General features: G+C 37.6%; 13 protein-coding genes. 6 read left to right on the top strand and 7 right to left on the bottom strand.

The features are described from left to right. Window positions 1-274 precede the first annotated feature (274 nt). From pstB to AC33VI_RS12435, 4 genes are all read right to left on the bottom strand, one after another. Window positions 275-1,099 (bottom strand): phosphate ABC transporter ATP-binding protein PstB, encoded by an 825-nt coding sequence (gene pstB, locus AC33VI_RS12420; protein ID WP_491782582.1) that lies wholly within the window; start codon window positions 1,097-1,099, stop codon window positions 275-277. A gap of 27 nt (window positions 1,100-1,126) precedes the next feature. After that, on the bottom strand, window positions 1,127-2,011 hold the full coding sequence (gene pstA, locus AC33VI_RS12425; RefSeq protein ID WP_491782583.1) for a phosphate ABC transporter permease PstA: 885 nt from the start codon (window positions 2,009-2,011) through the stop codon (window positions 1,127-1,129). A gap of 9 nt (window positions 2,012-2,020) precedes the next feature. Beyond that, window positions 2,021-2,971, bottom strand: coding sequence for a phosphate ABC transporter permease subunit PstC (pstC, locus tag AC33VI_RS12430; RefSeq protein WP_491782584.1), 951 nt, complete (start codon window positions 2,969-2,971; stop codon window positions 2,021-2,023). Window positions 2,972-4,014: 1,043 nt separating this feature from the next. Continuing rightward, a complete protein-coding gene (locus AC33VI_RS12435; protein ID WP_491782585.1) occupies window positions 4,015-4,521 on the bottom strand; it encodes a hypothetical protein in 507 nt (168 codons plus the stop codon). 123 nt (window positions 4,522-4,644) lie between these two features. Here AC33VI_RS12435 and AC33VI_RS12440 point away from each other — a divergent pair, with 123 nt between their 5' ends. Both AC33VI_RS12440 and AC33VI_RS12445 read left to right on the top strand, forming a co-directional pair. Then, on the top strand, window positions 4,645-5,226 hold the full coding sequence (locus AC33VI_RS12440) for an Npun_F5749 family FMN-dependent PPOX-type flavoprotein (protein WP_491782586.1): 582 nt from the start codon (window positions 4,645-4,647) through the stop codon (window positions 5,224-5,226). Window positions 5,227-5,585: 359 nt separating this feature from the next. Continuing rightward, window positions 5,586-6,503 (top strand): pentapeptide repeat-containing protein, encoded by a 918-nt coding sequence (locus tag AC33VI_RS12445; protein WP_491782587.1) that lies wholly within the window; start codon window positions 5,586-5,588, stop codon window positions 6,501-6,503. A gap of 213 nt (window positions 6,504-6,716) precedes the next feature. Here the strand turns inward: AC33VI_RS12445 and AC33VI_RS12450 are convergent, their stop codons facing one another. Next, entirely contained in the window at window positions 6,717-9,548 is a 2,832-nt protein-coding gene (locus tag AC33VI_RS12450) for an EAL domain-containing protein (RefSeq protein ID WP_491782588.1), read from the bottom strand. 372 nt (window positions 9,549-9,920) lie between these two features. On the opposite strand from AC33VI_RS12450, the gene AC33VI_RS12455 reads away from it, so the two are divergent. Together AC33VI_RS12455 and AC33VI_RS12460 are read left to right on the top strand one after the other, a co-directional pair. Then, window positions 9,921-10,673: a DUF928 domain-containing protein gene (locus AC33VI_RS12455; protein ID WP_491782589.1), complete on the top strand. Its 753-nt coding sequence runs from the start codon at window positions 9,921-9,923 to the stop codon at window positions 10,671-10,673. Between the two features lie 43 nt (window positions 10,674-10,716). Next, window positions 10,717-12,471 carry a CHASE2 domain-containing protein gene (locus tag AC33VI_RS12460; protein WP_491782590.1) on the top strand — a complete coding sequence of 585 codons (1,755 nt, stop codon included), beginning with the start codon at window positions 10,717-10,719 and terminating at the stop codon, window positions 12,469-12,471. 1 nt (window position 12,472) lies between these two features. On the opposite strand, the gene AC33VI_RS12465 is transcribed toward AC33VI_RS12460, so the two are convergent. Next, window positions 12,473-13,825: a proton extrusion protein PcxA gene (locus AC33VI_RS12465; RefSeq protein ID WP_491782591.1), complete on the bottom strand. Its 1,353-nt coding sequence runs from the start codon at window positions 13,823-13,825 to the stop codon at window positions 12,473-12,475. Between the two features lie 252 nt (window positions 13,826-14,077). Here AC33VI_RS12465 and AC33VI_RS12470 point away from each other — a divergent pair, with 252 nt between their 5' ends. Together AC33VI_RS12470 and AC33VI_RS12475 are read left to right on the top strand one after the other, a co-directional pair. Beyond that, window positions 14,078-14,764: a response regulator transcription factor gene (locus AC33VI_RS12470; protein WP_491782592.1), complete on the top strand. Its 687-nt coding sequence runs from the start codon at window positions 14,078-14,080 to the stop codon at window positions 14,762-14,764. Window positions 14,765-14,773: 9 nt separating this feature from the next. Next, window positions 14,774-16,120, top strand: a complete 1,347-nt coding sequence (locus AC33VI_RS12475; RefSeq protein ID WP_491782594.1) for a sensor histidine kinase — start codon at window positions 14,774-14,776, stop codon at window positions 16,118-16,120. A gap of 16 nt (window positions 16,121-16,136) precedes the next feature. Here AC33VI_RS12475 and AC33VI_RS12480 read toward each other — a convergent pair. Further along, on the bottom strand, window positions 16,137-16,596 hold a 460-nt coding region (locus AC33VI_RS12480), incomplete at its 5' end, for a MiaE family protein (RefSeq protein ID WP_491782593.1).

Below are 16,596 nucleotides of genomic sequence, written 5' to 3' on the forward strand. Positions count from 1 at the left end.
AAAACCTAGAGTAAGTCAATTACTACATATAATGTTTAACCCCTCGATTGAATTTATACAGGTAATGTAATCTATAGATATGTGCTGGCTGCCTGTTTCAACTGAGCTACTAAAGACTAAGAACTAAAGACTAAAGACTAAAGACTAAGAACTAAAGACTAAAGACTATTCTCTTCGAGCAATTCTCTTATCCCGAACTCAGGTTAAGTAGTAGTAGTCGGTAGTGGGTAATTAACTGTTAGCAACTAACAACTAACAACTAACAACTAATCCTTTAACCAAAATGCCCACTAACATATTTTTGAGTGGATTCTTCTTGGGGATTTTCAAAGATATTTTCAGTGCGATCGTATTCCACCAAATAACCAAAGCGGTTGCCCGATTCTCCTTCTTCGGCATTAAAAAAAGCGGTCATATCCGCTACCCTAGTTGCCTGTTGCATATTGTGAGTCACAATGACAATGGTGTAATTTTCTTTGAGTTGATGAATCAAATCTTCTACTTTTTTGGTAGAAACGGGATCGAGTGAAGAACAAGGCTCATCCATCAAGACTACATCAGGCTTAAGGGCGATCGCTCTAGCAATACATAAACGTTGCTGTTGCCCCCCAGAAAGTGACAAACCATTTTGTTTCAGCTTGTCTTTTACTTCCTCCCAAATAGCTGCCTGTTTTAAAGACTTTTCCACTAAATCATCCATATTATCTTTATAGCCATTGATTCTGGCACCATAAGCAATGTTTTCATAAATTGATTTGGGAAATGGATTGGGTTTTTGGAATACCATCCCAATGCGTCGTCTTACTTCAACCGCATCAATGTTGTCTGAGTAAAGATTTTTATCGCGGTAAATTATTTTGCCATCAACTTTACAACCATCAATTAGATCGTTGAGGCGGTTAAAGCTACGCAATAGGGTACTTTTGCCACAACCTGATGGACCAATTAAAGCCGTAACTTGATTTTTAGGAATGTCCATATAGACTCCCCGCAAGGCAGCAAAATCATCATAGGATACGGTGACATCTTCAGCTTTGAGAATCGTTTCTGATTGAGAGGCTTGCGATCGCGACTGTGATGTTTTTTCTTGAGTAGACATGAGTAAAATCTCTCCTAAATTAATTTGTTAATAAATACTCTTACGAGTTGCCCAGCGCGAGATAATATTGGCAAGTAAAATTAGTACCACCAAAATTAAAGAAGCAGCCCAAGCTAACTCTTTCTGGTTTTCATAGGGGACAGTAGCGTAGTTGTAAATCAGAACCGAAAGGGAAGGAATCGGCTCAAATAAACCTTGGGGCCAGAATTGAGTAAATAGAGCCGTGAAGATTAAAGGTGCAGTCTCTCCTGCTGCTCTGGCGATCGCCAGGGTCGTTCCCGTAACTATTGCAGGTATGGCTGCGGGTAACACAATTTTTAGTACGGTATGAAAATTAGAAGCCCCAACCCCTACTGATGCCCAACGTACCTCCTGAGGAACGATTTGTAATGCCTCATCGGTTGTCCGCACCACAATCGGCAACATCAACACAGCCAAGGCAAAACCCCCCGCAAAAGCCGAAAAACTATCCGTTCTCAGGACGATCGCGCCATAGGCAAAGATCCCGACAATAATTGAAGGCACGCCACTCAAAACATTGGTGAAAAAACGAATCCAACGAGCAACCCTTTTGGGGGCAAATTCCGATAAGTAAACTGCTGCTAACACGCCGATGGGAATACTAATGGCAGCAGCAATACCAACTAATATCAGCGTTCCCACAATAGCATTAGCAACACCACCACCTTCTTGAAATGCTGCTGGGGGCAACTCAGTAAATAAGTTCCAGTTGAGACGAGAGCCACCTTTAATAATCACGTAAACAATTACCAATACTAAAGGTAATAAAGCCAACCCTAGTAAAGCAAAAGCCAGAGTGGTAAGCAAAGTCCCAATAATAGTACGAGGGCGAGTCTGAGAAATCTCTAAGGTATCGAGGCTATTTTGTTGATAATAAGTTTCAGATGACATAACTAACAACTAATACTTTTTGACTTTCTGAATAATTGACTCTGCTAAAATATTGACCGCTAAAGTGATGGCAAATAAGACTAATCCTGCATACATTAAAGAGTCTCTTTGCAAACCACTAGCTTCCGAAAATTGATTCGCCATTAGAGAGGCAATGGTATTAGCAGGAGCGAGAATGGAAAAATTGAGCTCGTTACTATTGCCAATCACTAAGGTTGCTGCCATTGTTTCTCCTAAAGCTCGTCCCAAAGCTAGCATCGTACCGCCCACTATGCCCGAAAAAGCTGCGGGAATTAGCACACTAAAGATCGTTTGCCATCTGGTTGAGCCGACGGCATAAGCACCAGAACGGAGATTGGGGGGAAGAGAAGCCAAGGAATCACGAGCGATCGCGGTAAGGATAGGTAAAATCATAATCGACAAAATAATTCCCGCAGGAAACATTCCAGGACCAATATATTGAGTGGAAAAAAGAGGAAACCAGCCTAGATTAGTATGTAACCAAGAACCAATCGGCTTGAGAAACGGAATTAGCACGTATATTCCCCACAGTCCATAAACTACGCTAGGAATCGCTGCTAATAGCTCGACTAAAAAAACTAAAGTGCGACGGACAGATCGAGGCAGAAAGTTTTCACTCAAGACGATCGCGCAACCTACTCCCACAGGAAAAGCAATTAATAAAGCGATTAGAGAACTAACCACAGTACCGTAAATCATCGGCAAGATGGCATATTGTTTTTCGGGCGGATTCCAGGCACTATTGGTTAAAAAAGACCAGCCAAATTCTTTAATAGCGGGAACAGCTTGTATTCCGACTCGAATTGCAATCCACAGCAAAACTCCTGCTATGGCAAATGCCAAAATGCGTGTCAGCCAGATAAAACTGCGATCGATACCTTTTTCTGTAGTTGTCCGTTTTTTATTGTCTGTTTGAGAGTTAACAGCAGTAGAAGTCATAATGCTCAAAAATATGGGTAAACTTGGTTATTTTTATTTATTTTTGACTGCTATTTACAGTATTTATTAAATTGAGAGTTGACAGTTTTGTATCTGTTTTTACTTTTATTTATTGCTAATTATTAACTGCTCTTCTTACTATTCAAATATAATTTTTAACAGCGTTTTTAATCTATTTCTCAAGATAGAGATAGTAAAATAAAATATATTTTACTTCTTAATTTTTTCTTAATAAAATATTAATTGCAACATAATATTCAAATAAATAAAAGTTTATTCACAGGACAACTTGAATACTTGCTTTATTTCTGATTAATTAAATGATAGAAGCTTTAAAATAATATCAATATTTGCATTATTAATTACCCTTGAAAATTTAAACTATATCAAGTAATTAATGGATTTATTTAATCTTTATTAAAACAAACATCTAGCAAAAGTTATATTAACTCTACAACTAAAGTTAGAGATTGTAATTTTAAATATTTTAATAATATTTCTTTAAAAAAAAACTTAATTTCATCTTTACCTATCTTGATTAGTATTAATTACTAAGAAAACAATTTACAAATTATTCAACACAAAGAGGGAACAACTATTCCTGAAGACTTTGCTCTTACCGTCCCCGATCCTGAAAATCCCGATGCTTATCCGATTGCGGGTTTAACTTGGCTATTACTCTATCCTGAATATGACGATCCTACTAAGGCACAAGCTTTACAAAACGTTGTAGACTGGGCATTAAATAATGGAGACGAATACGCTCGACAATTAGGCTATATTCCTCTACCCCAAAATGTAGAGCAAAGAGTAGTTGAAACCATTCAGCAAGAGGTAATAGCCAATCAATAGCAAGATATTTAGGCTATTGGTAGTTTGAGCTTTTAAATATTTGAGAATTTACGTACAAATACCATAAATATGATGGTGGGCATTGCCCACCTTAATTTACTGACATTACTGAATATGTAATACTAATAGTCAAATGTAAAAAGTCTACCCTTGCGGGGTAGTGGGTAGTTAGGACAGTTATAGGTTATAGGTTATATTTGATAGCGGTAAATCAAAAAAGGAGTGTTGTCTCTTCCTCTTCTGATAATCGAAGTTAAGCTATCGCGACTGTCATCAAACCGAAACACTTGTTCTCTAATTTGCGCTCGCAAACTATCTTCATTAGAGATACGATACCGTCTGGTATAAGCTGTATAGTCAGAACCGATTTCATTATCGATATAGTAGGAACTATCGATATCTCCTGACTCTGTAAAACCATCATCACCAAAAATATATCTATCTCTATTTTGTAATGGTACGAAGTCAATAGTATTGTTATTGTTGTTAACTACGTTTACACCATCAATATTGGCGGTTGTCTCTTCAGGGGATTGCTGCTGACTAGTATTGCAAAGATCGGTTAAATCCCGTAACTCTCCATCTGGCTCGATTATGTAGCATTTTGGCAGTTCTTGCTCCTGGGCTGCTGCTGGCGATGCGATCGCAGCCATAGAACTAAAAGCAGTCAGTAAAACTAAGAGTAATTTACGGCTCATTTTTCAATTATCAATGTCAGTATATTTACTTATTAAATATCATGATATTTTATATTTTTAATCGTTACAACAATTGCTACAATAACCAGTTTACTTAAACTTTTAATTTAAAGTTTTATTTTTATGTTACCTTCTTGGCGATCGCCTTTAGCTAGTGCGATTCATCGCAATCGCGCCAAACCCCATTCTCGTTATTTTCAACTGGCTACCGTTACTCCAGAAGGGTATCCTAGCAACCGTACTGTAGTATTCAGGGGATTTTTAGAAGACGATCGCAGCAGTCTAAAAATTATTACCGATCTTCGCAGTGGGAAAATTAAAGATATTAATTATCAAGCTTTAGGTGAAATTTGCTGGTATTTCACTAAAACCCGCGAACAATTCCGCATTAGTGGCAACTTACGTCTGGTAACAGTCGATGAAACCAATTTAGATCTACAAAAAGCCCGTAAAATAACTTGGCACAATCTTTCCGATGCAGCGCGATCGCAATTTGCCTGGGCAGATCCAGGTCAACCCGCAGCGGATAAGTCGGCTTTTGATGTCGATCTGCCAGATCCCAAGCTTCCCTTAGATAACTTTTGTTTATTATTGCTCATTCCCCAAAAAGTAGATCATCTAGAATTAAGGGGCGATCCGCAACGGCGTTGTTTTTATCAACTAGAAGCAGATGGTATGTGGTCGAGTCAGTTGGTTAATCCCTAGTAATTATAGTCATTCCAAAGAGAAACCATCTAAAAAATTTAATCTACGATCAAAGTCTAAAAACCTTCTGACCTCTGACCTCTGACCTTAAAGCTATTGAATCGTAGGTCAATTATTTAGAATGACTATAATTTGGCGTTATCTATTCTCAAGTTTCACTCCTACCTATTAACTAACCCTTTGCAACTTTTTTTTAATACCAAACAAATATAATTAATAGGAAAACAATATTGTTGTGGTTATAAACTCCTATGGAGTTATATATTAAAGTTGTTAAAATATGAATTGTTATAATCTAAAAAGCTATTTTGACTTTCTAGATTTAACTATTTTTCCACGAACAAAAGAATGTTTAAACAATGAAAAATTCATTCGATAAAGATGAATTAATAGTTTCTAAAGCTAGCCGACCTTTAGGAGAAATTTTAATTGAAGCAGGTTTAATTTCTGCCACTCAACTAGAATTAGCTTTACAACAGCAGCAGAATGATAATCGTCGAATTGGTGAGATTTTAGCCAATCATAATTGGATCGAACAGCAAACTGCGGATTTCTTTGTAGAAAAATGGCCTAAATTATTAAATCAAACACAAAAAAAACCTCTAATTTATTATTTACGCCAATCGGGTTTATTAAACGAACAACAAATTGCTCTTTTGTTGCGGGAGCAAAAACAACAAGAAAAACGAATTAGATTTCATCGCTTGGCAGTAACAAGAGGATATATCAAGCAATTAACGATCGATTTTTTCTTGGCTAATATTTTTAAAATTTATCACTCCAATGTTTTTTCTTTTACGAAGCCTTATGAAATTCTCACCAGATACAATCAAGGAGAAACTAATTTTCGTCGTACAGAGCTAACTAAAGCTCCTCTAATGGGAGTAAGCTTAAAGGGAATTCAATTAGATGGCTCTAATCTTAGAGAGGCAAATTTGAGTAGTGCTAATTTAAGTAGTTCTAGTTTAAAACAAACAAATTTAGCTCTAGTTAACTTGAGTAAAGCAGTCTTAGCAAATGTTAGCTTTGAGCGTGCTAATTTATGCCAAGCTAATTTGAGCAAAGCCCATTTAAAAGATGCAGATTTTACTCAAGCCAATCTTCAAAATGTAGATCTGACTGAAGCGTATTTATTTAATACAATCTTTGCTAAAGCAGACTTAAGAGGTGCAAAACTGCCTCAAGAATATACTTATAAAGTTTATTATGATGCAGAAACTATATTCGGCGATTCTTTTGACCCCCAACAAGCCCGATGGACTAAAATAGATTGCTAGTAAATTAATTAATAATTATTAAATCATTATTTTAGAATTGACTAATCAATATACTGTCCTCGATACTTACGAGGAGACTTATTTTGGGGATTTATTTTTTAAAGTTTAATTATGTGCTCTACCCATATGAAAAGCGCAGTAAATCCAAATTTACAACAAGAATAAAATAATAATTATCTAGAAATTGTCCCATAAATCTTACTTAGGAAAGGCTTAATTAGGAGAGGCTATTTTAGTTGGTTTACCCATTACGTAACCTTGAGCGTAGTCAATGCTAATTTCACCCAAATATTGAAGTATGCGGTCATTTTCAACAAATTCGGCAATTGTCTTAATTCCCATCAAATGAGCCACTTCATTAATTGAATTAACGATCGCGCGATCGTAATCTTCATTGAGAATTGCTTTAACTAAGTTACCGTCAATTTTGAGATAGTCTACGGGAAGACTTTTTAAATAGCCAAAGGAAGAAACTCCACTGCCAAAATCATCCAAAGCAAATTTTACTCCCAAGTTTTTCATAGTTGCAATAAACTTTTGAGCGTGAGTAATTTGAGAAATAGCAGCGGTTTCGGTAATTTCAAAACAAAGACAATCCCCAGATATTTGAGACTTTTCAATTAGATCGATCGCATAATTAGTAAATCTTTCGTCATTAATACTCGCACCCGATAAATTAATCGAAACTATAGCTTTTTGAGGAGCAAAATATTGTGCATAGGAATTAAGCGTTGCCTCTAATACCCAGCGATCCACAATCGTAATTACTCCATAACGCTCGGCTATAGGAATAAATTCTTCAGGAGCAATTGAATTTCCTTGACGATCTTTGAGTCGCAATAATATTTCATAATGTTGCCGTTGTTTGCCATCATCAATTGTGGGTTTAATTAATTGCTTGACTAGATAAAAACGGTTTTCTTTAATTGCTTGAGAGACATTAGCAATATGCCCCATTTGAACTTGTTGTAGATCGATTTCTTGACTGTTGTTTTCGGCAATATACACTCTACCTCTACCCAAGTTTTTTGCCTGATAGCAAGCAAGATCGGCACGACTTAATAAATCCGCTACATCCATAGATTGGCGAGCTATTCCCACCATACCGATGCTAACTCCAACGTTAAATTCTACGTTTTGCCACTTAAGACGATAGTTATTGATCGCATAAATTAGTTGCTCGCATACTTGCTCTGCTTCGTTAATCGAGCAACCTTCCAAAATTAGTCCGAATTCATCTCCACCTAATCTGCCTAAAGTATCCTCTTTGCGAATGGTGTTTTTTAATAGTTGCGCTAATTCTGATAATAGGCGATCGCCAGCCAAATGTCCTGCTGTATCATTAACAATTTTAAAGCGATCGAGATCTAAATAACATAAAACCGATTTGGTATTATATTTACGGGCTTTTTCAACAGATTTTTTCAGTTTATCATTAAATTCACGACGATTTAATAAGCCAGTCAGGTCGTCATAAGTAGCTTGATAGGCAATTTTTTGATAGAGATTTTGCTCTGAGGTAATTTCTTGTTTAACTCCTCGATATCCTTGAAATTTATTATCCCGATCGAATAAAGGATTGCCATTAACTTTAAAAATTCTGATTCGATCGTTTTTATCTTGCAGACTAAAAGTAAAATTTTTAAACGGTTGTTTGGCTTTAGTTATTTGTTGAAAAAGTTCCCAATCTACATCCAGTTTTGTATTATTACGGTGTAGATCTGGGGGATAGTGACCCACAAGATTAGATGGCTTTAAACCACATAAATCGTCGATATCCCCAGAGATATAAGAATATCTCAGTTGTGCGTCTAATTCCCAGAAAACATTTGCTCCTGCTTTAGCCAAGTCTCTATACCTTTGTTCGTTTTCCGCTAAAGTCTTAGTGGCGATCGCTCGTTTTCTACTTTTTTCAATTAATAAAACAATGGTTAAAAAGCTACACAAAAGACTTAAGACTGTAATTAAGACTAAAGTTTTATATTTGACATAAAAAGGTGGTTCGACATATAGTAACTCGCTATTGTCGGGTAAAAGTTCTAATTTGATATTGTGTCGTAACAGCTCTCGGTAATCAAAAACCCAACGATTTTTTCCTGTCAAGATGGGTCCAATTTCATCGGGTTTAGCTCCATCTAATATTTCTTGAGCTAATTCTACAGCTTGTCTGATATGGTACTGGCGATCGAATATTTTTCCGCCCACTACTCCTTTTCCCAAACGGATTTCGTCTTCAACATAAATGGGATTGGGGACCAGCTTTTGCAAAATTTGACTATCTTCGAGGGGATCGACAAAAGCTGGCTCAGAATTGCTTTGACGCAGCTGACCTAAAAGCAAAATTGGCAAGCGATCGGGATATTTACCCAAACGATTTTCGATATCTTCCACTGCTAGATCCTCAATTATTTCTACTGTCAAAGGTGGGTTAGATATGCTGTTTACTTCTTCAATTAACTGCAAATTTTCGCGCCCTGTTTCCGTAGAATCGACGATCGCAATAATGGTATTACTCCAAGTCTGTCTACTAGCCTCAATCGCAGTTTCTGCTACGGAATAGTTTTCAATGACTCCTGTTAGCCAGGGAGTGTCGAGTAATTCTTGTCTGAGATGTTTAATTCCCAAAAAAACCACAGGCAGATCGGCAAAGGCGAGATCCCTTTGTTCTAGCACTAAACGCAGACTGGGATCGTCTACCACCATAATTAGATCGAGAGGAATCCGATTATATTTTTTCTGGATGTAATCAACAAATTCTTGTTCGTGTTCTAATTTTGGATGACGTTGGCTATCCAAAAATTCGTGAAAAACATTGTTTTTGCGATTAATTTCGGCAAATCCTTCTTCTATTCCCATTTGCTGCTGTTTTGTCCAAGATAATTCAGCATGATGGGAATGAATAACCAAAATGTTATCTTCTGCTCGAACGGGAATAATATTAAAACCAAAATAAAATAAACTATAGATCGAGAAGGAAATCGGTTTTCTCAACAAACGATAAATTAAAATCAATATGCTAGCCAGTAACTTATGGTTGTGGTACATCGATCTACAAATTTGATATTGTGCTTACAAGCTAGCTAAATCTAACAAAATGTTCCAGGTAGAGATTTTAAAATTTGTGTCAGCCAGATTGGAATATTGAGTCAAAAAAATACTAGATACATTTAGCTCAACTTATCTTACATATTTTATGGTTCTCAGAGAGATTACTTAAAGATTATTTTCGTTTCTCTCAAATAAATTACTTGACTGAAAAAATTTTATTGTCAACTGTAATTATACGTTTTTTTTGGGAGATTGATTGCGATTTATAATTACTTGTTTTTTACTAAAAATTCATCGAAAAAATAATTACTAAAGAAACACACAATTTATAATTATAAATGTAATATTCAAAAATATGAATTCCATAAAATGAATAAATATAAAAATATTTTTGGGACGCAATTTTGGGCAAAAAAAATGGCGACTGCTTTGATTTTTTTGAGTTTACTATCTGGAAATGCAGTAGCGCAAAATAAATCAGTTTATACCCAAAAAAATATAGTAACTTTTGAACCGCCTCAAGGAGACAAACCCAAACAAACAACTGGAGGTGCATCTAGAGGAGAACAATGCCCTTTAGATGCGCGAAACTTAGATTTACCCATAACACCATTATTACCCACTGCTGCTCAAGCCTTAACTATTAAATCTCATCCTACATTAATGGTCTATCTACCAGAAACATCTGCCACCACCGCTTTATTTTCTGTAAGAGATGAAGCTGAGGATTATGATTATCAGACAGTTTTGCCCATTAGCAATCGCGCTGGTATTTTTAGTTTAACCTTGCCCGATGAGGCTCCTCCATTGAGTATCGAACAAAAATATCAATGGTCTTTAATTTTAATGTGCGATGGCAAGCTCAGACCAGATAGTCCTGTAGCTCAAGGTTATATTACTAGAATGACAAAAGATAATAATTTGACCCAAAACTTACCCCCAAATAACTCTTTAAAAAAAGCGATTATTTATGGTAAAGCAGGTCTTTGGTACGATACTGTAGCTAGTTTGGCAGAATTAAAAATAGCTCAACCTGAGAATAAAACCATCGCTGATAACTGGGAAAATTTATTGCAGCAAGTTGGTCTAGAAAAAGTCGCCAAAGCTGAATTTGTCGAGTAAATTGGAAGACAAAAGAATTGCAATTTATTAGGGACAAGCACCCTTGGTTCGATCAACCATAAGACAAAAATTTCAGCAGCTAAAAGGAGTAATGACGATCGCACCTCTAGTAACGATTGCGATCGTCGGAGTTAATCTGACTGGTATCTATCAGACTTGGGAATGGTCGGTTTTAGACCGATGGTTTCAGTTACGTCCTCAAGAAGATAAAGATCCTCGCATTGCAATCGTGGAAATAAGGGAATCGGATCTCAACAAATTAAGAGAATGGCCTATATCCGATCGCACCTTGGCAGAGTTATTGACAATTATTAAGCAACAAAAACCCAGAGTCATCGGTTTAGATTTATATCGCGATCTTCGTGTCGGAGACTCTCAAGAACAAGAGCAATTAGCCGCAATTTTTCGCTCCACTCCCAATTTGATTGGCGTTACTAAAGCCATTGGCGAGACGGTAAAGCCACCTCCAGTTTTAAAAGAGCTAGGTCAAATTGGCATGGCAGATCTGGTTTTAGATCGAGATGGTAAAGTACGTCGAGGATTAATTTCGGCAGAATTTGAGGATGGAGAAATATTATTAGGATTGGGGGCAATAACGGGTTTAATGTATTTAGAGCAAGACAATATTATTCTCGAAAATAGTCCCGACAATTCCAGTAAAATTTTGGGTAAAGCCACTATTAAGCCAGTCAAGAAAAACACTGGAGGCTACGTTAACGTCGATGCCAGAGGATATCAAGTATTACTCAATTACCGAGGCGGGGAAGATAGCTTTATTCGTACCTCTTTGAATGATGTTTTACAGGGAAACATTCCTCAGAATATGTTTCAAGATCGTCTGGTTTTAATTGGGTCAGTTGCTCCTAGTCTTAATGATTTATTTTTTACTCCCTATGACGGTAAATCATCAAGTAGCCCTAAAATTATGCCTGGGGTATACATACACGCCAACATTGCCAGTCAGACTCTCTCTAGTGCTTTAGATGGCAGGATTATGCTCTATGGTGTTACAGAAATGCTCGAATGGGTTTGGATTTTGGGTTGGTCGATTGTCGGTAGTGGCTTTAGTTTGCTTTTGTTAGAAAAGAACTTACTAGTTAAAGATCCGTTTAATTCAATTAAGTCAATTGCCGTTGGTCTTTTTCTTCCCGTGGCAATTTTGTTTACCAGCAGCTACGCTCTGTTTATTTTCGGTTGGTGGCTGCCAACTATTGCACCATTATTAGGGTTAATTTTAGCCAATTCAATTGTCACGGGATATCACTATCAAAATCAGAAAAAGATTGCTTTTACCGATGGTTTGACTAAACTAGCAAATCGTCGTTTCTTCGATCGCTTTATGGAACAACAGTGGTCGAAAAGTCAGCGAGATAAACAAGACTTGGCAGTAATTTTATGCGATGTCGATTTTTTTAAAGTTTATAACGATACTTACGGACACCAGTCAGGGGATGTGTGCTTGCAAAAAGTAGCTCTGGCTATGAGTAGTTCGGTGCGCGGTAGCGATTTGGCGGCTCGCTATGGAGGGGAAGAATTTGTAGTAGTTTTGCCTAATAGTAATCCCAAAACTGCCCTAATTGTTGCTAACCGCATTAAGTCTAAGCTGAAAGCCATGGAAATTCCCCATCAAGGTTCAAAGGTCAGTAAATATGTCAGTATCAGCATGGGCATTGCCAGTTTGTATCACAATCATACTATTTCCATTGAAGAACTTATAGAATCTGCGGATAAGGCTTTATATCAAGCCAAAAAACAAGGGCGCAATCGCGCCATAATTTATCAAGCTCAAGCAGAATAATTTATTCATTCATGTTTTTATAAGTAGCTACAGAAGAAGGGGAAATACGATTGAGATAGCGGAAAATCCAGTATTTCAAAACCGTATCCAGAATTACGGGGAAAGTAGCAATAAATAAGAAATTAAACTCGCGATTTTCGGGCAAACCTAAATGACGGGCAATACCTTCCAAAATTATTTCCCAACCGTGAGGAGAGTGATAACCTACAAACATATCCGTCAGCAAAATAATCAAAAAAGCCTTGGCACTGTCGCTCAAGCCATAGGCTATTTCATCTAAGAACGATTTAATAATTTGAATTTCTCGCTTGCAGAAGAAAATGATGCCGCCAAAAGCTAATAGAGAAAAGAAATCAGCAAATACATTACTAATAGCATTAACACCTCTAGCTCTAAATTCTGCGGATAATTCTGCGGCTTTTAGCTGAATTTTTTCTTCTTCTTCTGCTTGACTGAGATGAGAATCAGGATTGATGATATCTCGAAAATGAAGTTGTTCTTCATAGTGATGCAACGACCTAAATGCCTCTTCTTCCATATCTTTATTAATAAATAAAACTTGAGGCTGGCGATCGGCAAAGTAGTTTTGTACTAAAGGAAGAATGAATAAGCTCTTGCTTGCCTGATGGGTTAAGAGGGGAACTATAATTAAAATTAACAGAAAACGAATTGAAATTGCTGTTTTATTGCGACTTTTACGAAACTTTTTGACCACTTCTTCTTCTGTATCTTCTGCCTTGGGGTCGATTTCTTGGCGAATGCGTCCCAAAGTCCGCATAAAAGAACGAGGTAAAACGCTGGTTTTATCAGTAATAGTCTCTGTATTGGGTTCTTTACCGTTACTGGCTGATTTTGCCCGATTGAGAGCAATGGTGCGATTATTGCGATCGACAATTAAACGATTTTTTGGCTGATTCTTCTCTAAAGGACGAGTGGCAATTAGTTCGACCTCGTCATAGTCAGGGTGGCGATACTTATCAGTTACTGCGTCAATAAAAGCAAGTTTTTCAACGATAGTTAATTCTAGCTTTTCATCAAAACCGTTAGTATAGCGAACGACACTCTGACTCGAATCATTGGGTTGAGTATCAGAAAAAATCAACAAACCCCGACTCAATCTAAATTCTGCCAGTCTAGCTTCGATCTTTTTGAGATAGCTATTGAGATCGTTTTTAAAAACTTTAATTACGCTAGCAGAATATTCCACAGAATTCGCCGAGACAATTTGCCCGCCAAAATGATCGTCTTCGATCGCTTTAATTTTGATTGCTGCTCGATAGGCTGCATCTAAAGCTCGTTCGGGAGTTGCTGCTAGCCAACGTCTTCCCAGATTAACAATATTTAGCACATTCATTAACTTTAAGTTACGCCCTCAGCGATCTGATAAAAATTTAGCTTAATTTAAACAAAGATAGGGCAGAATTATAACCTTTCTCCGACTCAACTATTCAAATGATACACATCGATCGCTCAAAGGAATCAGCAATTAAATATTTGCTGGTTGATTGTTGTTGGTCGCTTGGATACGATACTATAGCCAGAGATACAACCATAACTTACTAGATTTATTACTTAAATTTAACCAAACTCTAGCGGTCAAAGATTTATGAAAATTTTAGTTGTTGAAGATGACGAAAGGATTAGCGATGCTGTAGTTGAATATCTGAGCGATTTACACTACGCTGTGGAAGCTGTCTATGATGGTCAAAGTGCTTGGGATCTATTAGATGTGTTTGCCTACGACATGATTTTATTGGATGTCATGTTGCCCGAAATGGATGGAATTACTCTTTGCCAAAAACTACGCAAAAAAGGTTTTGATATTCCTATTTTAATGCTCACAGCCAAAGACACCTTGGAAAACAAAATAGAAGGTTTGGACGCAGGAGCAGATGATTATTTGGTCAAACCTTTTGAATTAGACGAACTATCGGCTCGCATTCGTGCTTTGCTACGTCGCGGTGCGGGAAGCTTACCCCCTATCCTAACTTGGGAAAAACTAAAACTCGACCCCAGCAGTTGTGAAGTATTTTACAATGACAATCTTCTACCCCTAAGTCCTAAAGAGTATAAATTATTAGAATTTTTCTTGCGTAATGGTCGGCGGGTTTTCAGTCGAGCTCAGATCTTAGAACATCTTTGGTCTTTCGAGCAAGTACCAGAAGAAGCCACGGTCAAAGCTCATATTAGAGGATTGAGACAAAAATTAGAGGCAGCTGGCGCACCTCACGATTTAATTGAGACGGTTTATGGCTTGGGATATCGTCTTAAAGAAGAACCCCAACAGGTATAAATATTGAATATGTATCAAGGATTGCGATCGCGATTGCTGATTTATTACCTAATTGTTATGGCAGCAATTTTGAGTGTTTTCGGCACTGGGGTTTATGTTGTTTTTCGACGCAATTTATACAAGCAACTAGATAAAAAGTTATTGACCCTAGCTCAGTCGGCTACTCCTTCTTTTACTGCGGTACGAGATCGGGGGAATAAATATCTGAGTCAAGTTGAAGAAGTGCCTTGGCGAGATATCTTTAATCGAGATAGTCAGAGTTTGGAATGGTTTGATAAAGACGGAAATTTGCTTGGTCGCAAAGGACAAATTCAATTAGGAGTCCCTCCACAAGTAGGAACAACATTTATTCAAAAACCCGAAACAGAAAAGGTGTTCCGCACCCATACTCTATCAATGTTTATTCGTCGTAATGGCGAAGCAGGACCTCCTACTTTAGTGGGTTTTATCCGCGCCACTCAATCTAGCGAAGAAATAGAAGCAGCGGAAGAACAACTATTTTGGATTTTAGTTACTGGTGGTATGCTAACCCTGATCCTGATAGGTTTGGGGGGGTTCTGGCTAACTCAAAAAGCGATCGAACCGATTGAAGCGAGTTTCTTACAACTAAAACAATTTACTGCGGATGCTTCCCACGAGTTACGCAGCCCCCTAACAGCTATCAAAGCTTCAATTGATATTATGCGCATTCACCCAGAGCGAATCCATCCCAAAGATGTGAAAAAGCTCGAAGCGATATCTGGGGCTACATTACAAATGAATCAAACCTTGGAAGATCTCTTGTTTTTAGCCCGTGCGGATGCTAATCCCAATCAAGCGATGCGCGATCGCAAACTGACTCCTTTATCTCTCAATCAAATTCTGCAAAATTGTTTTGTTTTGCTCGAACCTTTAGCAAGCGAAAAGCAAATTGTTTTTCAATCTAAATTTAGAGATGAAATATCTGTTTTAGGCGATGCCGCCCAATTATCCCGTTTATTCTCTAATTTGTTAGAAAATGCCCTGCAATATACTCCCGATGAAGGAAGAGTTAGCTTAGATTTATACAAGCAAAACCGCATGGCAATAATTAGCGTCCGCGATACGGGAATTGGGCTAGCTCCCGATCAAGTATCCAAAGTCTTCGATCGCTTTTGGCGAGCAAACAAAGCTCGCTCTCGTCGTAAAGGAGGCACGGGTTTGGGTTTAGCAATTTCTGCGGCGATTGCCAAACGCCATGGGGGTAAAATTTCTGTGACTAGCGAACTAAATATCGGGACTTGTTTCTTAGTCCGCATTCCCATTCTCGAAAGTAAGAAGACATCTTCTAACAACTCTGAGGTTGAGATTCCACAACTTTCCCAACTAGATTCATAATTTGCATAATTTAAACCTAACTATGTACCCTCGGTTCTGGATGGAGGCTACTCAAAATTTGGCTTTCATATTCTCCCAATTCTGCCAAACGCCGTTCGACAGTAAGACGATCGCTATAATGTTCGGCTAGTAGCCAATAAATTCCGTAATGTCGGGCTTCAGATGCCATTAAACTGCCATAAAACTTGCCTAATTCGGGATCGGGACAGTTTTCCCCAATTAGACCCAATCTTTCGTGAGAACGAGCCTCAATAATGGCTGAGAGTAGCAAGGAGTCGATTAGGCGATCTGGTTCACCATGGCGTACTTGAGATTTGAGTTTAGTAAAATAAGGAGGAGCATTCAACGGAGCTAGAGGTATATGGCGTTTTTCGAGCCACTGATTTACTAGTTCAAAATGTTCTAATTCTTCTCTCGCAATCGCCGTTAGCTGGCGGACTAGTTTTTGATGGGAGGGATAGCGAAACATGAGATTA

The organism is Waterburya sp. (assembly GCF_058530065.1).

Coding starts and splice junctions, on each gene's coding strand:
- pstB (WP_491782582.1), bottom strand. CDS start 1,099: ATGTCTACTCAAGAAAAAACATCACAGTCGCGATCGCAAGCCTCTCAA.
- pstA (WP_491782583.1), bottom strand. CDS start 2,011: ATGTCATCTGAAACTTATTATCAACAAAATAGCCTCGATACCTTAGAG.
- pstC (WP_491782584.1), bottom strand. CDS start 2,971: ATGACTTCTACTGCTGTTAACTCTCAAACAGACAATAAAAAACGGACA.
- AC33VI_RS12435 (WP_491782585.1), bottom strand. CDS start 4,521: ATGAGCCGTAAATTACTCTTAGTTTTACTGACTGCTTTTAGTTCTATG.
- AC33VI_RS12440 (WP_491782586.1), top strand. CDS start 4,645: ATGTTACCTTCTTGGCGATCGCCTTTAGCTAGTGCGATTCATCGCAAT.
- AC33VI_RS12445 (WP_491782587.1), top strand. CDS start 5,586: ATGAAAAATTCATTCGATAAAGATGAATTAATAGTTTCTAAAGCTAGC.
- AC33VI_RS12450 (WP_491782588.1), bottom strand. CDS start 9,548: ATGTACCACAACCATAAGTTACTGGCTAGCATATTGATTTTAATTTAT.
- AC33VI_RS12455 (WP_491782589.1), top strand. CDS start 9,921: ATGAATAAATATAAAAATATTTTTGGGACGCAATTTTGGGCAAAAAAA.
- AC33VI_RS12465 (WP_491782591.1), bottom strand. CDS start 13,825: ATGAATGTGCTAAATATTGTTAATCTGGGAAGACGTTGGCTAGCAGCA.
- AC33VI_RS12470 (WP_491782592.1), top strand. CDS start 14,078: ATGAAAATTTTAGTTGTTGAAGATGACGAAAGGATTAGCGATGCTGTA.
- AC33VI_RS12475 (WP_491782594.1), top strand. CDS start 14,774: ATGTATCAAGGATTGCGATCGCGATTGCTGATTTATTACCTAATTGTT.